Origin of the sequence: Pseudomonas sp. FP603 (genome assembly GCF_030687415.1) — a bacterium.
Lineage (GTDB): Bacteria > Pseudomonadota > Gammaproteobacteria > Pseudomonadales > Pseudomonadaceae > Aquipseudomonas > Aquipseudomonas wuhanensis.
This window is the reverse complement of record NZ_CP117431.1, coordinates 737,615-759,421: the sequence shown is the minus strand read 5'-3', so window position 1 is coordinate 759,421 and position 21,807 is coordinate 737,615. Positions and strand designations below refer to the sequence as shown.

Sequence of the window (21,807 nt, the reverse complement as noted above, 5' to 3'; positions counted from 1 at the left end):
TGAAGATGCCCCGTGCTGTGCTTGCGCTGTTGATGCTGGTTGCCCTTCCGCTGTGGGCAGCCGAGCCGAAAGACCTGACCTGGTCGGAAATGATCCCGCCGGATGCGGCGCCAGAAGTGCCGAACATGACGCCGCTGCATGACCTGTCGAAGATGAGCGATGCGTTGGCCGCGGAGTCGGCCCCAGCCGCCAAACAGGACATGCCAAACGCGCCGGTGGTGAAGAGCCTCGATGGCCAGAACATTCGTCTGCCGGGGTACATCGTGCCGCTGGAAGTCAGTGAAGAAGGCCGTACCACGGAGTTTCTGCTGGTGCCGTATTTCGGCGCCTGCATCCACGTACCGCCTCCACCGTCGAACCAGATCGTGCATGTCAAAAGCGAAGTCGGCGTGAAGCTGGATGAGCTGTATCAGCCGTACTGGATCGAGGGTGCGTTGCAGGTCAAGGCGTCCACCAGCGAGTTGGCGGATGCCGGGTATCAGATGGAGGCGGACAAGATTTATGTGTATGAATTGCCGGAGTGAATCCGGTGGTTATGTGTCGCCGACAAGATAGCCATCGCGGGCAAGCCCGCTCCCACAGTGTTCTCTGTTGTTCACAAATATTGCATTCACAGAAGATCCCTGTGGGAGCGGGCTTGCCCGCGATGAGGCCCTCAAAAACGCCACAAAAACCAGGCCATCACTGTTTCATTGAGCTGAATCAAAAGACCATATCAGTTGCATCCCTACCATTGGACATCGACCATTTTTAACGTCCTTTGGAGCCCCCATGCACAAGTTCGCGCTCTGCGCTTCGCTGTTCGCCCTCGCGCTCACAGCCCCGCTCGCCCATGCTCATACCGCCGGTGACATCATCGTTCGGGCCGGTGCGATCACCGTCAACCCGGAAGCCGACAGCTCCAGCGTGAAGGTCGATCAAGGCCCGCTGAAGGGTGCCGATCTGGGTGGCAAAGCCACCATGAGCAGCGACACGCAACTGGGCCTGAACTTCGCCTACATGATCACCAATAACCTGGGGATCGAATTGCTCGCGGCCTCGCCGTTCGAGCATGACGTGAAGCTCAAAGGCACCGCCCTCGGCGCCGCCAACGGCAAACTCGGCACCCTGAAACACCTGCCGCCAACCCTGAGCCTGGTCTACTACCCACTGGACGCCAAGTCCGCGTTCCAGCCTTACATCGGCGGCGGTATCAACTACACCTGGATCTACGACGAGCACGTCGGCAGCGACGCCGCCGCCAACGGCTTCAGCAACTTCAAGGCGGAAAACTCCTGGGGCCTGGCCTGGCAGGTCGGTGCCGATTACATGCTGACCGACAACGTGATGATCAACGCCCAGGTGCGCTACATTGACATCGACACCACCGCGACCGTCGAAAACAACGCCGTCGCGCCGGGCACCCGGGCCAAGGTCGACGTTGATGTGGACCCGTTCATTTACATGGTTGGTTTGGGTTACAAGTTTTAAGAAACACTTGCCCGGCTTTTGTGGCGAGGGAGCTTGCTCCCGCTGGGCTGCGAAGCAGACCCAATAATGATGGCGACTGCTGCGCAGTCGAACGGGAGCAAGCTCCCTCGCCACGGTTATTGCATCGGTCACAAAAAAAAGGCGCCTTCAAAGGCGCCTTTTTTGTGGCTGTGCAAAACCTCAGTGCCCCAGCAACCGCGCCAGGCCGACGCTCATCGGTGTCTGCTGCGGGTAGGTAAACCGCTCCAGCAAACGTCGGTTATTCGCGCGTGAATGGCGGATGTCACCGGAACGTGCCGGGCCATAGCTCACGGGCGGCAGCTTACCCACCACCGCTTCAAGGGCTTCAAGCATTTGCTTGAGGCTGGTGGCCTGATTCCAGCCGACATTGACCGCACCGACTTCGACCTGTGGCTTCACTATGGCTTGCACCAGCACGTCCACCAGGTCCTCGACATAGACAAAATCCCGAGTCTGCTCGCCATCGCCGAACACAGTAATCGGCAAGCCTTTCTGCGCGCGCTCGCTGAAAATGCTGATCACCCCGGAATACGGCGAGGACGGATCCTGTCGCGGGCCGAAGATGTTGAAGAAACGGAAAACCACCGGTTCCAGACCGTGCTGGCGACGATAGAAATCGAAGTAATGCTCGCTCGCCAACTTGTCCGCCGCGTACGGCGTCAACGGTGCCTTGGGCGTGTCTTCGTCGATCGATTCACCTTCACCGTTGTTGCCATAAACCGCGGCGCTGGATGCAAACAGCACCCGTTTGACGCCGGCTTGACGCATGGCTTCGCAGACATTCAGCGAGCCGATGAAGTTGCTCTGGTGAGTCTTCACCGGATCGTCCACCGAGGCCTGCACCGAGGCCACCGCGGCCAGATGCGCCACAGCGCTGCAACCGACCATCGCCTGCGCCACCAGCGCGGCATCGGCGACGTCGCCCACGATCAGTTCGACGAGAGGATTGTCCAGCGGCAAGTTGCTGCGTTTGCCGGTAGAGAGGTCATCGAGAATGCGCACCGAATGGCCTTTGGCAAGCAAGGCGTCGGTCAGGTGCGAACCGATGAAACCGGCACCGCCGGTGATTAAAACAGGGCTGTCAGCCATGGCGATAAAACCTATCCAGTAAGCCCGGGAGTGCCGCACGCCAGGCGCGAGGCTTGATCCCGAAAGTGTGCAGAATTTTCTTGCAGGCCAGCACCGCGTGTTGCGGTTCTTCGGCGGCGTCGGGCCGCGCAGCATGAGCCTGGGCCGTCGGCGCTTCGATGGCCAGCGGGTGCAGGGCGCGTGCTTCGGTAAGAATCGCCTGCCCCAATGCCAGCGGCGTGGTCGCCTCATGCCCGGCGTAGTGGTAAGTGCCCCACAGCGGCGCAGAGCAATCGAGTTGCTTGAGCACCGAAATGATCACCCGGGCGGCATCGTCCACCGGCGTCGGATTCCCCCGACGATCATCAGCCATCAGCAGTTCTTCAGCTTTCTCGGCCCGGGCCAGGAATCGCCCGAGGGTGCCGTCGGGGCTGTCGTCGAGCAGCCAGCCGAAACGCAGCAACACATGCTGCGGACAGGTTGCGCGTACGCTTTGCTCGATTCGCCACAAGGCCTGACCGCGCAGGCCCAGCGGTACCGGTTCGTCTTTTTCGCTGTAGGCGGTCGCCCGGGAGCCATCGAACACGCGATAACTCGACGGTTGCAGCAGCACAATGTTGTGATGCTGGCACAGCTCGGCCAGCCGCTCGATTGCTCGCTCCTGCCCGGCCAGACGCTGCTCGCTGACGGTTTCCGCCTGGAACCAGTCAAAGTAATAGGCGAGATTGATCAACGCATCCGGACGGGTATCGTCGAGCAGTTGCGTCAGGCTCGCGGCGTCCCAGCCGTCTTGCGGTGGGCGGGGGGCGAGGAAACCGATATCTTCCTCCGCACCGAGGCGAATCAGCGCCTGCCCAAGGGCATTTCCGCCGCCCAGTAACATAAGGCGCATTCGCATAGAGTCAGCAGGCCCAGTCTGATTGGAACGATGGCTTTATCGACAGCGCCCGCAGGCGATGTCCTCAATAATTGCCGGAATCGTTGCATTTTGCGGGTTTAGTGCGCAACCGTCATCCGTAAAGTGTAGTTCCCGGGGATTTGTGGTGCAGCTACTGGCCTCAGGATCAACACAGAGCCTGAGCGGTACTTGCAACTTCCCGCCCCCACCCGCATAAATTGGCTCATGAACCTGCCCATCCCCGCAGACAGCGCTCTGAACGGTTTCCACCCCGCCGTCAGCGCCTGGTTCAGCAATACCTTCGCGACGGCCACCGCCGCCCAGGCCCGGGCGTGGCCGTTGATACGCCAGCGCCGTTCGACCCTGATCGCCGCGCCCACCGGCTCCGGCAAGACCCTCACCGCGTTTCTGGCCGTGCTCGACGATCTGGTCCATCGTGGCCTGGAGAGCCCGGATGGCCTGCCGGATGAAACCCTGGTGGTCTACGTTTCGCCACTCAAGGCGCTGTCCAACGATATCCAGATCAACCTGCAAAACCCGCTGGCCGGCATCACCGAACAGTTGCGCGTGATGGGCCTGCCCGACGTGCCGATCAGCACCGCCGTGCGCACCGGCGATACGCCGCAAAAAGAGCGCTCGGCCATGCGCAAAACCGCGCCGCACATTCTGGTGACCACCCCGGAATCCCTTTACGTGCTGCTCGGCTCCGACTCCGGCCGGCAAATGCTCGGCACCATCCACACGGTGATCGTCGACGAAATCCATGCCATTGCCGCCAGCAAACGTGGCAGTCACCTGGCCCTGAGCCTGGAGCGATTGCAGGCGCTTTGCGCGCAACCGCTGGTGCGTATCGGCCTGTCCGCCACGCAAAAACCCATCGAAGCGGTGTCGCGCTTTCTGGTCGGCCGTGATCGCGACTGCGACATCATCGACATCGGCCACGCCCGCCCACGGGATCTCGATATAGAGGTGCCACCCGTGCCGTTGTCGGCGGTGATGGCCAATGACGTCTGGGAACTGGTCTATGACCGACTCGCCGCCCTCGCCCGTGAACACCGGACCACGCTGATTTTCGTCAACACCCGGCGCCTGGCCGAACGCCTGAGTCGCCACTTGAGCGAACGCCTCGGCAAGGACGCGGTTGCCGCCCACCATGGCAGCCTGGCCAAAGAGTTTCGTCTCGATGCCGAGCAACGGCTCAAGCGCGGCGAACTGCAAGTGCTGATCGCCACCGCTTCGCTGGAATTGGGGATCGATATCGGCGACGTCGACCTGGTGTGCCAGATCGCTTCGCCACGCTCGATTGCCGGGTTTCTGCAACGGGTCGGCCGCTCCGGGCACCAGGTCGGCGGCACGCCCAAGGGCCGTTTGTTTGCCACCACCCGCGACGACCTGATCGAATGCGCCGCCCTGCTCGATTGCGTACGCCGTGGTGAGCTCGACACGCTGCAAATCCCCGAGGCGCCGCTGGACGTGCTGGCCCAGCAGATCATCGCCGAGGTCAGCTGCCAGGAATGGCAGGAGCAGGCGCTGCTGGAGATGCTGCGCAACGCCTCGCCCTACGCCACGCTCGACGAAAAGCACTATCAGGCACTGCTGCAGATGCTCGCCGAGGGCTACAACGGGCGCCAGGGGATTCGCAGCGCTTACCTGCACCGGGACGCCGTAAGCCGCACCCTGCGGGGCCGTCGAGGCGCCAAGCTGACCGCCGTGACCAGCGGCGGGACGATTCCGGACAACGCCGACTACAGCGTTTTGCTGGAGCCTCAAGGGCTGAACATCGGCAGCGTCAACGAAGACTTCGCGGTGGAAAGCATCGCCGGGGATATCTTTCAGTTGGGCAATACGTCGTATCGGATCCTGCGGGTCGAAACCGGCAAGGTCCGGGTCGAAGACGCCCAGGGTCAGCCGCCGAGCATTCCGTTCTGGCTCGGTGAAGCACCGGGTCGCAGTGATGAACTGTCGTTCGCCGTGGCTCGCCTGCAAGCGCAACTCGATGAGCGACTCGGCGCCACGCCCGGCGACTTGCAACCGGCCGTCGACTGGCTGACCGACACCCTCGGTTTGAACCTCGCCAGCGCCGAGCAGTTGGTCGATTACCTGGCCCGGGCGCGCCAGACCCTCGGCGCCTTGCCATCGCAAGACACGCTGCTGATGGAGCGGTTTTTCGACGAGTCCGGCGGTACGCAGCTGATCATCCACTCACCGTTCGGCAGCCGCATCAACCGCGCCTGGGGCCTGGCCCTGCGCAAGCGTTTTTGCCGCACCTTCAACTTCGAATTACAGGCCGCCGCCAGCGAGGACGCCATCGTGCTGTCGCTGTCCACCGGCCACAGCTTCGAGCTGGAGGACGTGTGGCGTTATCTGCACAGCAACAGTGCCGAACATACCTTGATTCAAGCGGTACTCGAGGCGCCGCTGTTCGGCGTGCGCTGGCGCTGGAATGCCGGGGTCGCCCTCGCGCTGCCGCGCTACAGCGGCGGCCGCAAAGTGCCGCCGCAGATCCAGCGGATGAAAAGCGAAGACCTGATCGCCAGCGTGTTTCCCGATCAGATCGCTTGTGTGGAAAACCTCGCCGGTGAGCGCGAGATTCCTGACCATCCGCTGGTGGAACAAACCCTCGACGATTGCCTGCACGAGGCCATGGACAGCGAGGGCTGGCTGGCGTTGTTGCGGCGCATGGAACAGGGCGACATTCGCCTGATCAGCCGCGATCTGCCAGCGCCTTCGCCACTGGCGGCGGAAATCCTCAGCGCCCGCCCCTACACCTTCCTCGACGATGCGCCGCTGGAAGAGCGTCGCACTCAGGCAGTGCTCAACCGCCGCTGGAGTGATCCGCAATCTACCGATGATCTCGGTGCGCTGGACGCTGAGGCGATTACCGCCGTGCGTGATGAAGCCTGGCCAACGCCCACCGGCATTGATGAAATGCATGAAGCGCTGATGAGCCTGGCGTGCATTACCGAGGCCGAAGCCCAGGCCAATCCGAATTGGCTCGAGTGGCTGAACACCTTGGCCGACAGTGGCCGGGCGAGCCGTTTGCAAATCAATACCGAACAATCGCTATGGCTCGCGCTGGAACGACTGACCTGTCTGCGGGCCATTTATCCACAGGCCAAATTGATCCCTGCGTTGGAGGCATTGCCCGGTTTCGATGAAACCTGGGAGCCGGACGAAGCGGTGCTGGAAGTGATCCGCGCGCGGCTCAGCGCATTTGGTCCGTTACCGCTGAAGGCGATTGCCGAACCGCTTGGATTACCGGCGACTCAAGTCACTCAAGCCCTGGCGCAACTGGAGCGCGAAGGTTATGTGCTGCGTGGGCAATTCACCCCAGGCGCCCCTGATGAAGAATGGTGCGAACGGCATTTGCTGGCGCGGATTCATCGCTACACAGTCAAGCGGCTGCGAGGGGAAATCGAGCCGGTAGCGCTGCAGGATTTCATGCGTTTTCTGTTCGACTGGCAGCACCTGTCTGCCGCGAGCCAAGGCCAGGGCAGCGCAGTGTTGCCGGCGATCATCAGCCAGTTCGAAGGCTACCCCGCCGCCGCTTCGGCGTGGGACAGCGACATTCTGCCGGCGCGGCTCAAAGACTATTCAGCGAGTTGGCTGGATGATTTGTGCCGCAGCGGAAAACTGATCTGGACCCGTCTCACCGCGCGCAACAAGAGCACTAGCACGGCATTGCGCAGCACGCCGATTCTGCTGCTGCCGCGCAGTCAGGTCGGGTTGTGGAGCGGCTTGACCGAACAGACGCCGGCCAGCGAACTGTCGCCCAAAACACAAAAAGTCCATGAAGCGCTCAGCCAGCATGGCGCACTGTTTTTCGATGAGCTGATTCACGAAGCCCATCTGCTTCGCTCGGAACTGGAAATTGCCTTGCAGGAACTGGTCGGCGCCGGGCTGGTAAACGCCGACAGCTTCGCCGGGCTGCGGGCGCTGATCACGCCGGCCAGCAAACGCCAGAATCGCAGCAGCCGACGCGGACGTGGAGCGTTTGTCGGCGGCATGGACGATGCCGGGCGCTGGGCGTTGCTGCGCCGCGGTGCTGTCGCGCCGGTTGTGGATAAGCAGCGACCCGCGCCCACACCCAATGAAACCCTGGAACACATCGCCATGACCTTGCTGCGCCGTTACGGCGTGGTGTTCTGGCGCTTGCTGGAACGTGAGGCGGATTGGTTGCCGAGTTGGCGGGAATTGCTGCGCACGTTCCATCGGCTCGAGGCTCGGGGTGAGATCCGTGGCGGGCGGTTTGTCAGTGGCTTGGCCGGTGAACAATTTGCGCTGCCCGAGGCGATTCCGTTATTGCGCGAAGTCAGGCGGCGACCGCACGACGGGAGTCTGATCGCGGTGTGCGGGGTGGATCCGCTGAACCTTGCCGGTACCCTGTTGCCAGGCGCGAAAGTGCCGGCGCTGGCGAGCAATCGACTGGTGTATCGCGACGGCATACCGGCCGCCGCCGAGATCGCCGGCAAGCAGCAGTTCTGGCTGGAGCTGGATCAGCAATCGACTACAGAAGTACGCAACACACTGATCCGCCACTCCCCCCTGTAGGATCGCCGCACCGCTCGCAGGGGTTGTGTTGTCATTGGACACAATCCTCTGTGGCGAGGGAGCTTGCTCCCGCTGGGGTGCGAAGCGCCCCCAAAACCTGTAAACCAATTTCTCCCGGATGCACCGCGCTGTATGGCTTTGCGACTGCTCCGCAGCCGAACGGGAGCAAGCTCCCTCGCCACAAGGTTTAATACCAGCCGTGAGATATTTGACCTGCACGCAAATATCAAATGCCCATCTCTGTATTTTTCCGCACGACCCAAACCCCGACACTGCGCTCCATCAATCAATCCCACCGGAGTTGCAGCCATGCCCATTGCCTTGCTCGCGCTGACCCTCAGCGCTTTCGCCATCGGGACGACGGAATTCGTCATCGTCGGCCTGTTACCCACCATCGGCGCCGACCTCGGTGTCAGCCTGCCGTCCGCTGGCCTGCTGGTCAGCCTTTATGCTCTCGGTGTGGCCATTGGCGCGCCGGTGCTGACCGCCCTCACCGGCAAAGTCCCACGTAAATTGCTGCTGTTGTCGTTGATGGTGCTGTTCACGCTCGGCAACTTGTTGGCCTGGAAAGCCCCAAGCTACGAGTCGCTGATCATTGCGCGGATCGTCACGGGCCTGGCTCATGGGGTGTTTTTCTCGATCGGCTCGATCATCGCCACCAGCCTGGTGCCGAAGGAAAAAGCCGCCAGCGCGATTGCCATCATGTTCACCGGCCTGACCGTGGCGCTGGTCACCGGTGTGCCGTTGGGGACGTTTATCGGTCAACATTTTGGCTGGCGTGAAACCTTTCTCGCCGTGTCTGCATTGGGTGTGATCGCCTTTATCGGCAGCCTGCTCTACGTGCCGAAAAACATCGCCCACAGCAAACCGGCTTCGCTGTTGCAGCAATTGCAGGTGCTCAAGCAGCCGCGCTTGCTGTTGGTGTATGCCATGACGGCGGTTGGTTACGGCGGCTCGTTCATTGCCTTCACCTTTCTGGCGCCGATTCTTCAGGACATTTCCGGCTTCAGCGCCAGCACCGTCAGCCTGGTGCTGCTGGTCTATGGCATCTCGGTAGCCGTCGGCAACATCTGGGGCGGCAAACTGGCGGACAAGCGCGGGCCGATCAGTGCCTTGAAAATCATCTTCGCCCTGCTCGCCGCCGTGCTGTTCGTGCTGACCTTCACTGCCGGCAATCCATGGCTGGCACTGGCCACCGTGCTGGTTTGGGGTGCGGTGGCCTTCGGCAACGTGCCGGGCTTGCAGGTGTATGTGGTGCGTCAGGCCGAACATCACACCCCGAATGCAGTGGACGTGGCTTCGGGCCTGAACATTGCGGCGTTCAACCTCGGCATTGCCGGTGGGGCGTGGGGCGGTGGTTTGATCGTGGCGCACATGGGTCTGATTCATACCGCGTGGATCGGCGGCCTGGTGGTCTTGGTCGCACTGGCACTGACCGCCTGGAGTGGTCGCCTTGATCGGTTGGGTCCGGTGTATGCCGAACCGGCTGAGGGTTCGGCCCGTATGGCCACCGGTCACTGACGGACCCTGTGGGAGCGGGCTTGCTCGCGAAAGCGGTGTGTCATGCACCATTGATGTCGACTGGCACATCGCTTTCGCGAGCAAGCCCGCTTGTGTCTTGATGGTTTTTGCGTTTGACCGTCCGTACCCCCGTCGAAACTTTCTCGCACACCCGGCAGTCATCAAAAGACAGGGCTGTCCGAGGACGGGAGGCGACATGGCGGCGATTCATATTGGTATTTCAGGCTGGCGCTACACGCCTTGGCGGGGGGAGTTCTACCCGAAGGGGCTGACCCAGAAGCGCGAATTGCAATTCGCTTCACGGGCAGTGAACAGCATCGAAATCAATGGATCGTTCTACGCCCTGCAACGGCCCGAACGTTATGCCCAGTGGTACGACGAAACCCCGACGGGCTTCGTGTTCAGCGTCAAGGCGCCGCGTTTTATCACCCACATCAAGCGCTTGCGGGAGATTCATAAGCCGCTGGCGAATTTCTTTGCCTCCGGGGTGCTGGAACTCAGGGAAAAACTCGGCCCGATCCTCTGGCAGTTTCCACCCAACTTTAAATTCGACCCGGAATTGTTCAAAAGCTTTCTCGAACAATTACCCCACGACACGGAACAGGCCGCTGCCCTCGCCCGCCAGCATGAGCCGCGCTTGAATGGTCACGCCAGCATGAAGGCCTACGGCAAAAAGCCGCTGCGCCATGCCGTGGAAATTCGCCACGAAAGTTTCGTCGACCCCGCCTTTGTCCGCCTGCTCAAACGCTACAACACCGCGCTGGTCATCGCTGACACCGCCGGTAAATGGCCGTATCGCGAAGACATCACCAGTGATTTTGTCTATCTGCGCCTGCACGGTGCCGAAGAACTCTACGCCAGCGGTTATACCCCACAAGCGTTGAAACGCTGGGGCGACCGGATCGAGGCCTGGTACCACGGACAGCAACCGGCAGATCCGCAATTGATCGCACCCCGGCAAAAACCCAAGACACGCAGATCCCGGGAAGTGTTCTGTTATTTCGATAACGACATCAAAGTCCGGGCGCCCTTCGATGCCCGCCGCTTGCTTGAGCGTTTACATCTCGACAAAGACCTTGCCACCGTCCCTGGTGAGCCAGTTGCCGAAGGAGTGCTGCCATGAGCGTTCCCGAACCGGTCGGCACAACGGATGAACAGCAACCCATCATCAGTGCCGTGAGCCGCTTTACCGTGCTGACGGTCAACACGCACAAGGGTTTCACCGCGCTGAACCGGCGCTTCATCCTGCCCGAGTTGCGCGAAGCGGTACGTAGCGTGTCCGCCGATGTGGTGTTTTTGCAGGAGGTCCATGGCACCCACGAACATCATCCACAGCGCTACCTCAATTGGCCGGCAATGCCCCAGTACGAATTCCTTGCCGATACCCTGTGGCCGCAATTTGCTTATGGGCGCAACGCGGTCTACCCGGCGGGCGATCACGGCAATGCGCTGTTGTCGAAATTCCAGATCATTCGCCACGACAACCTGGACGTTTCCATCCACGGCCATGAGAACCGTGGAATCCTGCATTGCGTGCTGCGGATGCCCGGCGATGGCCGGGAAGTGCATGCCATTTGCGTCCATCTGGGGCTTCGCGAAAGTCACCGGACGGCACAACTTAAGCTGCTGAGCCAACGTATGGAAGAGTTGCCGGAGGATGCCCCGGTGGTCGTCGCCGGCGACTTCAACGACTGGCGCCAGCGCGCCGATGCGCTGCTCAAGCCCTGCGGTTTGCGTGAAGTGTTCGCTGAGCTGCATGGCAAACCGGCGCGTAGTTTCCCGGCGCGTTTGCCGGCGTTGCGCCTGGACCGCATCTACGTGCGCAACCTCAAGGCCAGCCATCCGAAAGTACTGGCGGTACGGCCCTGGTCCCACCTTTCCGACCATGCACCGCTATCGGTGGAGATCGAGCTATGACCGGCCCATTGATGGAAAAAACCACGATCGAACAGGTTTCCACACCTCCGCCCGTGCGTGAGCCGGTGGTCGTTGGCGTCGAATACGGCTGGCACGGTAATAACCGCGTCGAATTGCTGGAGAACGGCGAGGAATACTTTCCACGGGTGTTTGAAGCGCTGCGCCAGGCCCAGAGTGAAATCCTGCTGGAGACCTTCATTGTGTTCGAGGACAAGGTCGGCAATGAGCTTCAAAAAATCCTGATTGAAGCGGCTCAACGCGGTGTGCGTATCACCGTCAGCCTCGACGGTTTTGGCTGTGGCGAATTGAGTACGGAGTTCCTCGCCGCCTTGAGCAATGCAGGTGTGCGCCTGCAAATATTCGATCCCGCCCCGCGTCACTTCGGCATCCGCACCAACTGGTTCCGCCGCCTGCACCGCAAGATTGTGGTGGTCGACGGGACGATTGCATTCCTCGGCGGAATCAACTTTTCCGCCGACCATTTGGCCGACTTCGGCCCCGAGGCCAAACAGGATTATTCGGTTGAAGTGCAAGGCCCGGCGGTGGCTGATATTCATCATTTCGCCTTGCTGCAAAGTGGTCGCCCGGCCCGGGCCAAGTACTGGTGGCGACGCCGCAGACAGAGGCGCGCGGAACTGGCGGTCAGCGATCATGATGGCCAGGTACGGCTGGTGTATCGCGACAATGGCGAACACCCGGGCGATATCGAAGAGGAGTACTTGCAGGTCGTGCGCAATGCCCGGCATCGCGTGGTCATCGCCAATGCCTACTTCTTTCCAGGCTATCGGCTGCTGCGGGAGATCCGCAACGCGGCGCGCCGAGGGGTCGAGGTTCGCCTGATTCTTCAGGGGCAGCCGGATTTGCGGGTGGCCAGACTCGCCGCACGCATGACCTACGATTACCTGCTGCGGGCCGGGGTAGCGATTTACGAATATTGCGACCGCCCGTTGCATGGCAAAGTCGCCCTGGTCGACGAGGACTGGAGCACCGTCGGCTCAAGTAACCTCGACCCGCTGAGCCTGTCCCTGAACCTGGAAGCCAACGTGTTGATCCGCGACCGTGCCTTCAACCGCGACCTGTTCGAGCGTCTCGATGAGTTGAGCAGCAACCACTGCAAGGTCATGTCGACGGACAAGGCGCCTCGCGGGCGGATCTGGCACATGACCATCGGTTTTCTGGTGTTTCACGTCCTGCGGCATTTCCCGGCGTGGGGCCGGTTGGCTGCCGGCGCATAAACCGCGCCTGAAACCCTTCATCCATCCGACCGGGAGTGATAAGGCATGAGTCATTCTGATGCGCAGCCTGCCCCTCACTCCGACACACCGCGAAAATCCCACTGGCACCGCTGGAAAAAGCCTCTGACGATGCTGTTTTTTCTGGCGTTGATCGTGCTGTTCACGATGCTCGCCCAACGTATCGAATGGGGCGAAGTGTTCGATACCCTGGCCGACTTCAAAGTGCGCACACTGATCATCGCGTCCGGGGTAACACTGATGAGTTTTCTGGTGTACGCCTGTTTCGACCTGATCGGCCGCACCTATATTCGGCAGGACCTGACCTGGCGGCAGATCCTCCCGGTGGGGATCATCAGCTATGCCTTCAACCTTAACCTGAGCGCCTGGGTCGGCGGGGTCGCCATGCGTTATCGGCTGTATTCGCGGCTCGGCGTGAGCAAAAGCAACATCGCGAAAATCCTCGGGCTGAGCCTGGCAACCAACTGGTTCGGCTACATGGTGATTGCCGGCACCGTGTTCAGCAGCGGACTGGTGCGAATGCCCCCGGGCTGGAAACTGAGCAGCGGCGCCCTGCAGGGCGTGGGCGTGTTGTTGCTGCTGTTGAGTGCGGGGTATCTGGCGGCCTGTCAGTTTTCCAGGCGCCGGGAATGGTCGATTCGCGGCGTGGAAATCAACCTGCCATCGCTGCACATGGCGGTCCTGCAACTGGCCCTCGGCGCGCTGAACTGGTCGCTGATGGCGGCGGTGATCTTCACCCTGCTACCTAGCAAACTGGACTATCCATTGGTGCTTGGCGTGTTGCTGATCAGCGCCATTGCCGGGGTCATCACTCACATTCCGGCCGGGCTTGGTGTGCTGGAGGCGGTGTTCGTGGCGTTGCTGCAACACGAGGCCTCACGAGGAAGTCTGGTGGCGGGGTTGCTCGCTTATCGGGCGATCTATTTCCTCCTGCCACTGCTGATTACCGTGGTGATGTACCTGGTGGTGGAGGCTAAGGCGAAGTCGTTGCGGATTTCGAAAAAACCTTCTTGAGCAACACGGTGACGCGGCGTCCGTCATCGCGAGAACACCGCAAATCTCAACGCGATTGAATAATGCTCAACCGCTCGCCCACCACCATTTCCGTGATCCAGCCAACGAGGATCGAGGTGTACGCCTGTTGCGAAACCGGATCGCTCAAGGCGTGATCGGCACCGTCGATGATCCGGTGGGTCAGCGAGTGGGTCTGCTGACACGCTGCGCGGTAACTCATGATGGTCGCGTGGGGCACATAGGCGTCTGTCTCGGACTCCACCAGCAACACATCCCCGGTAAACTGCGAGCAGGCATGCAGTGCGCGATTGCTGTCGGCGTGGACCCGCGTGCTGCGGTAATCGCGCAAATCGAGCGTGTCCAGCTCACGCTTGGGTGTGTGCCAAAAATCGTCGCGATACAACGCCGGCACCCGCAGCGCCAGCCAGCGCACCGGGCGCAAGGACGTCAGGATCGCCGCCAGATAACCACCATAACTGGTGCCGACTACGGCGATCGCAGACGTGTCGAGCGCAGGATGAGCGAGCAGTCGATCGTAGGCCGCCAGCAGGTCACGCAGGTTGTCTTCGCGGGTTACCCTGGACAACGGAATACCGGTCCCGCCGGTGTGGCCGCGCAAGTCGAATGTCAGGCATACGCAACCCAACCCGGCGATGCCTTTGGCGCGCTCCAGGTCGCGCTCCTGACTACCGCCCCAGCCATGAACGAAAAGCACACCCGGGACTTTCGATTTGGGGCTGAGGAAGGTTCCGCTCATCTGTTCATCATCGATGTCGATCTGAATGGTTTCGCTTCTAGCCGTCATAGGATTTGACCGTTACGTACTTGAGAAGAAAGTCACTGTGTTCCGCTGGCCCTCGGTAGACCTCAATGGCGTTGGCCGGCAGCGGTTGATCAATATAGGTTTCGACCGAAGACACGCAAATCGCGCGCAAGCCGGGGTTGTTGACGAAGCTCTGCAGTGCCGCAACTTCAGCACTGCTGGCACCGCCCAGGCGCCAGGATTGTTCAAGCACGCCGCTGCGTTGCTTGCCGTTGCAATCCAGTCCCTGGGCGATATCGTAGTTGCGCCGCGAGGCGTAGAAACCGGGATAGGCGTCATCGGCCGCACTGTCGAACACCTGCGCTTGCTGGATCGCCAACCTCGTGTCGTCCGGTAGTTCCAGCGCCAGCAGGTCCTCGTAATACCCCTGCACTACCAACAGGTTGGACCCTCCATAAACCTGCTCGCCCTGACCGTCTTCGGTCAAGTATTGATCACCGCAATAACTCAGCACCTTGTCGCCGATAAAGCTCTGACCGACGCTATGGGTGACCACCTCGGTCAAATCCTGTTCCAGCACCACACCTTCGGTGAACACTGTTTTGGCATCGGGGCGGGCGAGGATGGCGTCGAACTGGTCGAGGCTTTTGATCACTTCCTGACCGCGTCCGGCGCAGGCATGAATAGGCTTCATGCGGATCGGACCGCTGTAGAGCAGATGCTCCGCTGCCGGGCGAGCATCGTCCAGCGAGAACACGCTGAGGCCATCGAGCACGACACTGCGTACCCGTTCGGAAAACAACGACGACCAGCCTTCGGGCGCGAACGCATAGCGGTTCAATAACCCATGGCTGATGGCTTTGGTGCAGATGAAATCGTGGTCGACGTAACCGCCCCACAAATCCTGCGGGCCTTTAACGCCCAGCTGTCGGGCGGCAGCAACGCCCACCAGTGTCTGGGTCGGCAACAGATATAGATCACGGCCGCTATGCAGCTGCGGGTCGTAACTACCGCCGTATTCGAGCCCGACGACCTGCGCCAGCCACCGGGCCAACGCGCGATTGGTTTCGACTTCGTGCAGCGAGGCATTGGGTCGCACCGAATGGGCGAGCACCAGTTTCTTGCGATTTGTTGGGGTCATGCGTTCCCCTTCAATCTGCGTTTGATAAATGTAGCTGAAGGAAGTGCAGAGATCAGGCCAACGGCGGCTGGAGAGAAACGGGTTTCAAATCAGTTGTTTGCGAAATACGCGATAGCACAAGGCCTGTTTTATTCTGCACGACACCATTCAATGCTCCCGGCATTTTGCACGACTCAAACCTGCCGCCTAACCCATGTGGGAGCGAGCCTTTGTGGGAGCCGGGCTTGCCTGCGATGGCATCAACTCGGTTCAACGTTAAACCGAGTCGCCTGCATCGCGGGCAAGCCCGGCTCCCACAAAGGCTCGCTCCCACATTATCGGATTGGATCTGACCTACCGAGCCACTGCTGCAGTCGCAGACGCCCCAAACCGCGCCCGATAGTCACTCGGCGCCAGCCCGGTAATCTTTTTGAACGTGGCCCGAAACGCACTCGGGTCCTGGTAACCCACGGTCCAGGCAATGTGATCAATGGTGCCGTTGGTGAATTCGAGCATTTCCCGCGCCTTGCCGACTCGCAGGTGCTGGCAGTATTCGGTGGGTTTCAACCCGGTTGCCGCACGAAAACGCCGCAGGAAGGTGCGCTCTTCCAGCCCTGCCCGCTCGGCCATCGCCGCCAATGAGACATCGGTCGCCCCGGTGCTTTGCAGCCAATGCTGGACCTTGAGAATCGACGCATCGCCATGGCTGAGAATCGGTGAAAAATTACTGCCGCACTCGCTCGCGCTGTCGCTGTGTTCCACCACCAGAAACCGCGCTGTGCCGGTCGCAATGCTCGGCCCGAGCAAGCGGTTCACCAACCGCAATCCCAGCTCTGACCAGGCCATTAACCCGGCAGTAGTGATCAGGTCACCATCGTCGACAATGGGCGTGTCAGCCTTGAGCTTGATCGCCGGGAAACGCTCGGCGAAAGCCTTGGCCGAGGTCCAGTGGGTGGTGGCGCTACGACCATCGAGCAGACCGCTTTCGGCCAACAGAATAGAACCCACGCAGACCCCACCGAGGGTCGCACCGTTGGCATGTTGCTGACGAAGCCAGTGAGTTAGCCCTTGGGGCGCCTGCCCCTCGGAAAAACCTCCGATCGAGGGCGGGATCAACACGGCGACCAATGCGCCGGCCGGGCCAGGATGAGTGTCATAGGCCCGCTCGGGCGCTTGATCGCCCTCGACCTGCCAGTGACTGACCCGCAGCAATGGTAGCTGCGCCGCCTGATGCTCGGCGGCGATCCGGTTGGCCACACCGAACAGGTCCGTCAGCCCATGCACTGCCGCCATCTGTGCACCGGGATAGATCAGCACTCCCAGTTCGGCGACTGCCCTTTCTACACCCATTGTCAGTTTTCCCCCTTCTATTGTCGGTGCGGCCAATCCTCAAGCCGCCCGCTAAACCCAATACTTGATTCCACACCCGACACACACTTAGAGGAAACAGTCATGGCCAAGCAAGCACTCATCGTAGTCGATATCCAGAACGACTACTTCCCTCAGGGCAAGTGGCCGCTGGTGGGCGCCGACGCCGCAGCGGACAACGCCGCGCGGTTAATTCAGGCGTTTCGCGAAGCCGGTGATCCGGTGGTGCATATCCGCCATGAATTCACCTCCGACGCCGCACCGTTCTTCACGCCGGGCTCCGACGGCGCGAGGTTGCACCCCAAAGTCCTCAACCGCGCCGACGAGCCGGTGGTGCTCAAGCATTTCGTCAACTCGTTCCGCGAGACCGAACTGGAGTCCATCCTCGACCAGCAAGGCATCGAGCACCTGGTGGTGGTCGGGAGCATGAGCCATATGTGCATCGACGGCATCACCCGCGCCGCGGCCGACCTGGGCTACACCGTTACCGTCGTCCACGATGCCTGCGCCACCCTTGACCTGGAGTTCAACGGTGTCACTGTCCCGGCCGCCCACGTTCACGCCGCCTTCATGTCAGCCCTGGGTTTTGCCTATGCCAACGTGGTGTCCACTGACGACTTTCTGGCTGGTTAAATGAGTAACCTGTGGGAGCGGGCTTGCTCGCGAAAGCGGTGTATCAGGCAACATCAATGTTGACTGTCTCGCCGCCTTCGCGAGCAAGCCCGCTCCCACATGACCTTCTATTGTCATACCCTGTGCAACAGTCAAAAAATCTCACGCGTGAGCTATTGAGGTCCGCAAAAATTGCCTGTAGTGTTTCTCACGCGTGAGTTTTTCACAACGGGGTCAGCATCATGAAAAGCAGCTCTCCAGCAGATCCGCCTACCGGGTCTGTTACCGATTCAGCGAGCCAAAAGGGAGAGCGCTCAAAACCGTCCGCGAAAAAACCATCCAGCTTCTACATGAAGCAGATGCGTGCGGGCCTGGGTGCCGCCGGTTATGTGAAACACGAGACTTGGGTGCTTCCCGAAAACCGAAGCCTGCTCAAGCAGATGGAGAAACAGCTACGCCAACCGATTCTGGCTGGCTCATTCATGTCGGAGAATTACATGAGCGCAGGTAATAACTGGAACATCGATCGCCTCTACAGCGCCCTTCAGGCCCTCGACGAAGTGGTTTCGAACGACATCACCCTCTCCCTCGTTCAAGGCTCCGAGTCCAGCATCAAGCTGGAAATGAACGATTTCGGTGGCTTGCCGATTTACATCGCCGTGGTTGGTGATCAGGTCATCGTGGACACCGTTCTGGTCGATGTCGAGTCCATCAACGACGTACCGGCATTCAATGATGCCGTTCTGCGCAGCCGGGAAATGTTCCCGCTGTCCTCGATCGGTATCGAGTCCATGCCCAACGGGCAGGTCGTTTACAACATGTTCGGCGCGTTGAGCTCCGACTCCAGCCTGACCAACGTCGTGACCGAGGTCAAAACCCTCGTCGACAACGTCCAGCGCGCCAGCGAAGCCTTTGAACGTTTCTTCATCTAATTTTTCGGGAACAGGAAATATCCAATGACTCAGTCCATCTGGAGCAAATTGTTCACCGCGCTGCGTGGCGGTGCCAACGAAGTCGGCGAATCGATCGTCGACCAACAAGCCCTGCGCATCCTCGACCAGGAAATTCGTGATGCTGACAGCGCGCTGGCCAACGCCAAGCGTGAGCTGGTCACCATCATGGCCAAGCACAAACTGTCGGCTGACCGCGTCAGCGAGTACAACGCCAAGATCAAGGATCTGGAATCCAAGGCCCTGGCCGCGATCCAGGCCAACCGCGAAGACCTGGCACTGGAAGTGGCCGAAGCCATTTCGACCCTGACCAATGAACTGGATGTCGAGCAAAAGCAGGCCACCGAATTCGGCGGTTACGCGGACAACATGCGCAAAGACATAACCAAGGCTGAAAGCCGCATCAAAAGCCTGCGTCAGCAAGTGGACATGGCCAAGGCGCGCGAAAGCGTACAGAAAGCCCAGGTCAGCGCTTCGATCGCCAGTGGCGGTGCCAACGGCAAACTGGAAACCGCCGTCGGCACTCTGAACCGCCTGCAGGCCAAGCAGCAGCAACGCGCCGCTGAACTGGAAGCCCAGGACCAACTGGCCGATGCGTCGACCGGCACCGACCTGGAGCGCAAGCTGCGTGAAGCCGGCATCACGCCGAACGAAGGCAGCGCCAATGCGATTCTGGAACGCCTGAAGAAAAAATCGGCTGAGTAACCCGGTCACTGCGCGGAAGGAAGGGCATTCATTGCCCTGATGCCAGTCAGTCAAGCGCACTGAACCTGTGGCGAGGGAGCTTGCTCCCGCTGGGCCGCGAAGCGGCTCCAAAAAAAGGACTGCTGCGCAGTCCAGCGGGAGCAAGCTCCCTCGCCACAATTTTACTCAGCGCTCGCTCTATCTCTTAACTGACAGGCATTCATTCGATGCCCTTCTTTTGTCGACTCGAGGTCACGGATGGATACCCTGAAGGGTTTCAAGACAATCGCAGGCGTGGCCATCTTCATGGTCGCGCTGCAACTGCTCAATGTGGCGACCGGCTACAGTCTTATTGCCTTCGGCCTGGTGCCGAGAACACTGCAGGGACTGGTCGGCATCATCACCTCGCCTTTCTTGCACGGGTCCTTTGCGCACCTGAGCACCAACCTGATTGCCTTTTTGATCCTCGGTACCCTGGTCATTGCCGAAGGGCTCAGCCGGTTCGTGGTCGTCAGCGCCATCATTATTCTGCTGGGCGGTACGCTGGTCTGGCTGTTCGGTTTCGCAGGCGTACACATCGGTGCCAGCGGATGGGTATTCGGGCTGTGGGCGTACCTCCTGTCGCGCGCCTGGTTCCAGAGGAGCTGGAGCAACCTGATCACGGCCAGTGTCGTGGCTCTGCTCTATGGCGGCCTGATCTTTGGCTTCTTTCCCCGCCAGGGCATGTCCTTCGAAGGGCATATTTTTGGTGCGATCGCCGGATTTATTGCAGCCAAGGTACTGTTATCTACGCCGCGCAGCAGGTTTAATGCCGCCCGGTAACCGCATTTGAGCACTCAGACGCCAGAGCGATTACGTCGCCAGGAATAAGCCCCCCACGGAGTCAGGGATGTAATGTCGATTTTCCTTTTATTGCGCACGTACGCCTCGTCCTTCTTCCATCGGTTCGGCTGGGCAGGCCTGGCCATTGCGCTGGGCATCCATCTGAGCACGGCCTATATCGGCCTGGTGCTTCTGGGCGAACAACACCTCACCGCCCCCGCCACGTTTACCTACTTCTATCTCACCACCACACTCACCGTCGGCTATGGCGATCTCGCGCCGCAGACATCGGCGGGACGAATTTTCGTGGCTACCTGGGTCATGCTCGGGGGCATTGCGCTGCTGACGGCAGCCATCGGCAAAACCACCAGCAGCGTCATCGATGTATGGAGAAAAGGCATGAAGGGCAAAGGCGATTTCACCGGCAAGGTCGGCCATACGGTTCTCATCGGCTGGGAAGGCGCGTCCAGCGAGCGGGTCATTGAGTTACTGCTGCAGGACGAAACGTCCAATGACAACCTGATCGTCATTTGCGATTGCGACCTCGACGAAAACCCCATGCCGGGCAAAGCGTCCTTCATCAAAGGCGAAAGCCTGTCTTCCAGTGCATTGTTGTTGCGCGCTGGCGTTCCCGGCGCCGAGCGCGTGCTGGTGCGAACCCATTCAGACGACCTGACCCTGGCCACGGTGCTGGCGGTCAATCAACTGGGCCCTGCCGGGCATGTGGTCGCCCACTTCAATGAAAGTGAAATCGCTGCACTCGCCAGCGCCTACGCGCCCAGCCTGGAATGCACTTCAAGCATGGCCATCGAGATGCTGGTGCGTGCCTCTCAGGATCCGGGTTCATCCGTGGTCATCAATGAATTACTGTGCGTGGGTCAAGGCGCCACCCAGTACCTGATGAAACTACCCGAGACCTTTGAAGCAACGTTCGGCGATCTGTACGCACAGATGAAAGAACGCCACAACGCGACGCTTATCGGCTACCGCGCCAAAGGCGCCCGACAACCTTCGATCAACCCGCCCGGCGCCACCCGCGTTGAGGGCGGCGAACTCTTCTACATCGCCTCCACTCGCCTCAAGGAAATCACCAATGGGATGGTTTAAACAGTTGATGGGGCTTGAGGCCCCGAACGCGAGCAAGAACACCGACTCGAAATGGACAGCCAACGACAGCCCACCGGTCACCGGCCCGCTGGGCCTGGCATTGGGCAAGGGCGTGATGTTCGACACGACCCTGAAGTTGTTGCTCGACGAAAAAACCGCCGTGGTCATCCCTGGCTCCCAACAGATCTGGAGCGCTGGCACCATTGATCTCGGGCAGTCGACCTGGCTGTCGCGTTATTACATGAACGACGAAGACCATTGGCTGCAAGTGCACACCAGCGGCGACATCGCCGGTCAGGTCGAGTCAGTGATCCTGTTCAATTACCTCAGCTACATCACCATCAACAGTGAATCGGAGCTGCGTCGGCTGGCCGGCCCTCAAAGCCTGATCGGCCTGCCGACCTACACTCACAACGGGGTCGAATACACCCGTGAATGGGGCACCGAGGACGGCCAGACGGAACTGGTGGCGTTGAGCGAACACCTGAAAAATCCGGATGAGTCTTACAGCATCGAGCACCGCTCGATGCTGTACGCCCGCGAAACCGGCCTGACCGATCGCCGGGAATTCCTGCTTTTTTCCGTCGAAGAAGACGCCGAAGGCACTATCAGCTTGAGCACTTCGCTAGGCATTTCGCTGTACACCACTGACCTGAACACTTTTTAAA

At 60.5% G+C, this 21,807-nt stretch carries 18 protein-coding genes and 1 pseudogene; 14 read left to right on the top strand and 5 right to left on the bottom strand.

All coding sequences use genetic code 11. From position 1 onward, the window contains the following. The first annotated feature begins 5 nt into the window (after positions 1–5). Together PSH65_RS03535 and PSH65_RS03530 are read left to right on the top strand one after the other, a co-directional pair. Positions 6–524, top strand: coding sequence for a DUF3299 domain-containing protein (locus PSH65_RS03535; RefSeq protein ID WP_305424937.1), 519 nt, complete (start codon positions 6–8; stop codon positions 522–524). A gap of 247 nt (positions 525–771) precedes the next feature. Further along, positions 772–1,470, top strand: a complete 699-nt coding sequence (locus PSH65_RS03530) for an OmpW family protein (RefSeq protein WP_305424936.1) — start codon at positions 772–774, stop codon at positions 1,468–1,470. Between the two features lie 180 nt (positions 1,471–1,650). On the opposite strand, the gene PSH65_RS03525 is transcribed toward PSH65_RS03530, so the two are convergent. Both PSH65_RS03525 and PSH65_RS03520 read right to left on the bottom strand, forming a co-directional pair. After that, positions 1,651–2,580 carry an NAD-dependent epimerase/dehydratase family protein gene (locus tag PSH65_RS03525; protein ID WP_305424935.1) on the bottom strand — a complete coding sequence of 310 codons (930 nt, stop codon included), beginning with the start codon at positions 2,578–2,580 and terminating at the stop codon, positions 1,651–1,653. After that, positions 2,573–3,457 (bottom strand): sugar nucleotide-binding protein, encoded by an 885-nt coding sequence (locus PSH65_RS03520; RefSeq protein WP_218398890.1) that lies wholly within the window; start codon positions 3,455–3,457, stop codon positions 2,573–2,575. Before PSH65_RS03520 ends, PSH65_RS03525 begins: the two co-directional genes overlap by 8 nt. A 225-nt stretch (positions 3,458–3,682) precedes the next feature. Between PSH65_RS03520 and PSH65_RS03515 the strand changes: the two genes are divergently transcribed. The 6 genes and pseudogenes from PSH65_RS03515 to PSH65_RS03490 all read left to right on the top strand — a co-directional run bounded on the left by PSH65_RS03515 (position 3,683) and on the right by PSH65_RS03490 (position 13,713). After that, positions 3,683–8,008 carry a DEAD/DEAH box helicase gene (locus PSH65_RS03515; protein ID WP_305424933.1) on the top strand — a complete coding sequence of 1,442 codons (4,326 nt, stop codon included), beginning with the start codon at positions 3,683–3,685 and terminating at the stop codon, positions 8,006–8,008. A gap of 309 nt (positions 8,009–8,317) precedes the next feature. Continuing rightward, positions 8,318–9,529 (top strand): MFS transporter, encoded by a 1,212-nt coding sequence (locus PSH65_RS03510; RefSeq protein ID WP_305424932.1) that lies wholly within the window; start codon positions 8,318–8,320, stop codon positions 9,527–9,529. A 196-nt stretch (positions 9,530–9,725) separates the two neighbouring features. Further along, positions 9,726–10,652, top strand: a complete 927-nt coding sequence (locus PSH65_RS03505; protein ID WP_305424931.1) for a DUF72 domain-containing protein — start codon at positions 9,726–9,728, stop codon at positions 10,650–10,652. Then, positions 10,649–11,446: an endonuclease/exonuclease/phosphatase family protein gene (locus tag PSH65_RS03500; RefSeq protein WP_305424930.1), complete on the top strand. Its 798-nt coding sequence runs from the start codon at positions 10,649–10,651 to the stop codon at positions 11,444–11,446. Before PSH65_RS03505 ends, PSH65_RS03500 begins: the two co-directional genes overlap by 4 nt. Then, positions 11,443–12,730: pseudogene (gene clsB / locus PSH65_RS03495) on the top strand (cardiolipin synthase ClsB). Before PSH65_RS03500 ends, clsB begins: the two are co-directional and overlap by 4 nt. Continuing rightward, positions 12,727–13,713 (top strand): lysylphosphatidylglycerol synthase domain-containing protein, encoded by a 987-nt coding sequence (locus PSH65_RS03490; RefSeq protein WP_305424929.1) that lies wholly within the window; start codon positions 12,727–12,729, stop codon positions 13,711–13,713. The pseudogene clsB and the gene PSH65_RS03490 overlap by 4 nt, the downstream one beginning before the upstream one ends. A 46-nt stretch (positions 13,714–13,759) precedes the next feature. Here the strand turns inward: PSH65_RS03490 and PSH65_RS03485 are convergent, their stop codons facing one another. The 3 genes from PSH65_RS03485 to PSH65_RS03475 form a co-directional block, all read right to left on the bottom strand. Then, positions 13,760–14,518 carry a S9 family peptidase gene (locus tag PSH65_RS03485; protein WP_305424928.1) on the bottom strand — a complete coding sequence of 253 codons (759 nt, stop codon included), beginning with the start codon at positions 14,516–14,518 and terminating at the stop codon, positions 13,760–13,762. Next, positions 14,508–15,617, bottom strand: coding sequence for a DUF3182 family protein (locus PSH65_RS03480; protein ID WP_305424926.1), 1,110 nt, complete (start codon positions 15,615–15,617; stop codon positions 14,508–14,510). Before PSH65_RS03480 ends, PSH65_RS03485 begins: the two co-directional genes overlap by 11 nt. Before the next feature lie 333 nt (positions 15,618–15,950). Then, positions 15,951–16,946, bottom strand: coding sequence for a GlxA family transcriptional regulator (locus PSH65_RS03475; RefSeq protein WP_305424925.1), 996 nt, complete (start codon positions 16,944–16,946; stop codon positions 15,951–15,953). Positions 16,947–17,048: 102 nt separating this feature from the next. On the opposite strand from PSH65_RS03475, the gene PSH65_RS03470 reads away from it, so the two are divergent. From PSH65_RS03470 to PSH65_RS03445, 6 genes are all read left to right on the top strand, one after another. Beyond that, the gene (locus tag PSH65_RS03470) at positions 17,049–17,597 is read left to right on the top strand and encodes a cysteine hydrolase family protein (RefSeq protein ID WP_305424924.1); all 549 of its coding nucleotides are present in this window, start codon (positions 17,049–17,051) and stop codon (positions 17,595–17,597) included. 329 nt (positions 17,598–17,926) lie between these two features. After that, entirely contained in the window at positions 17,927–18,508 is a 582-nt protein-coding gene (locus PSH65_RS03465; RefSeq protein ID WP_030131197.1) for a YjfI family protein, read from the top strand. Between the two features lie 24 nt (positions 18,509–18,532). Continuing rightward, positions 18,533–19,231, top strand: a complete 699-nt coding sequence (locus tag PSH65_RS03460; RefSeq protein WP_052967054.1) for a PspA/IM30 family protein — start codon at positions 18,533–18,535, stop codon at positions 19,229–19,231. 237 nt (positions 19,232–19,468) lie between these two features. Beyond that, a complete protein-coding gene (locus PSH65_RS03455; protein WP_305424922.1) occupies positions 19,469–20,032 on the top strand; it encodes a rhomboid family intramembrane serine protease in 564 nt (187 codons plus the stop codon). 72 nt (positions 20,033–20,104) lie between these two features. Then, a complete protein-coding gene (locus tag PSH65_RS03450; RefSeq protein ID WP_305424920.1) occupies positions 20,105–21,139 on the top strand; it encodes an ion channel in 1,035 nt (344 codons plus the stop codon). After that, positions 21,126–21,806 (top strand): DUF2491 family protein, encoded by a 681-nt coding sequence (locus PSH65_RS03445; protein WP_305424919.1) that lies wholly within the window; start codon positions 21,126–21,128, stop codon positions 21,804–21,806. The genes PSH65_RS03450 and PSH65_RS03445 overlap by 14 nt, the downstream gene beginning before the upstream one ends. Position 21,807 lies beyond the last annotated feature (1 nt).

Coding starts and splice junctions, on each gene's coding strand:
- PSH65_RS03535 (WP_305424937.1), top strand. CDS start 6: ATGCCCCGTGCTGTGCTTGCGCTGTTGATGCTGGTTGCCCTTCCGCTG.
- PSH65_RS03530 (WP_305424936.1), top strand. CDS start 772: ATGCACAAGTTCGCGCTCTGCGCTTCGCTGTTCGCCCTCGCGCTCACA.
- PSH65_RS03525 (WP_305424935.1), bottom strand. CDS start 2,580: ATGGCTGACAGCCCTGTTTTAATCACCGGCGGTGCCGGTTTCATCGGT.
- PSH65_RS03520 (WP_218398890.1), bottom strand. CDS start 3,457: ATGCGAATGCGCCTTATGTTACTGGGCGGCGGAAATGCCCTTGGGCAG.
- PSH65_RS03515 (WP_305424933.1), top strand. CDS start 3,683: ATGAACCTGCCCATCCCCGCAGACAGCGCTCTGAACGGTTTCCACCCC.
- PSH65_RS03510 (WP_305424932.1), top strand. CDS start 8,318: ATGCCCATTGCCTTGCTCGCGCTGACCCTCAGCGCTTTCGCCATCGGG.
- PSH65_RS03505 (WP_305424931.1), top strand. CDS start 9,726: ATGGCGGCGATTCATATTGGTATTTCAGGCTGGCGCTACACGCCTTGG.
- PSH65_RS03500 (WP_305424930.1), top strand. CDS start 10,649: ATGAGCGTTCCCGAACCGGTCGGCACAACGGATGAACAGCAACCCATC.
- PSH65_RS03490 (WP_305424929.1), top strand. CDS start 12,727: ATGAGTCATTCTGATGCGCAGCCTGCCCCTCACTCCGACACACCGCGA.
- PSH65_RS03485 (WP_305424928.1), bottom strand. CDS start 14,518: ATGACGGCTAGAAGCGAAACCATTCAGATCGACATCGATGATGAACAG.
- PSH65_RS03480 (WP_305424926.1), bottom strand. CDS start 15,617: ATGACCCCAACAAATCGCAAGAAACTGGTGCTCGCCCATTCGGTGCGA.
- PSH65_RS03475 (WP_305424925.1), bottom strand. CDS start 16,946: ATGGGTGTAGAAAGGGCAGTCGCCGAACTGGGAGTGCTGATCTATCCC.
- PSH65_RS03470 (WP_305424924.1), top strand. CDS start 17,049: ATGGCCAAGCAAGCACTCATCGTAGTCGATATCCAGAACGACTACTTC.
- PSH65_RS03465 (WP_030131197.1), top strand. CDS start 17,927: ATGAAGCAGATGCGTGCGGGCCTGGGTGCCGCCGGTTATGTGAAACAC.
- PSH65_RS03460 (WP_052967054.1), top strand. CDS start 18,533: ATGACTCAGTCCATCTGGAGCAAATTGTTCACCGCGCTGCGTGGCGGT.
- PSH65_RS03455 (WP_305424922.1), top strand. CDS start 19,469: ATGGATACCCTGAAGGGTTTCAAGACAATCGCAGGCGTGGCCATCTTC.
- PSH65_RS03450 (WP_305424920.1), top strand. CDS start 20,105: ATGTCGATTTTCCTTTTATTGCGCACGTACGCCTCGTCCTTCTTCCAT.
- PSH65_RS03445 (WP_305424919.1), top strand. CDS start 21,126: ATGGGATGGTTTAAACAGTTGATGGGGCTTGAGGCCCCGAACGCGAGC.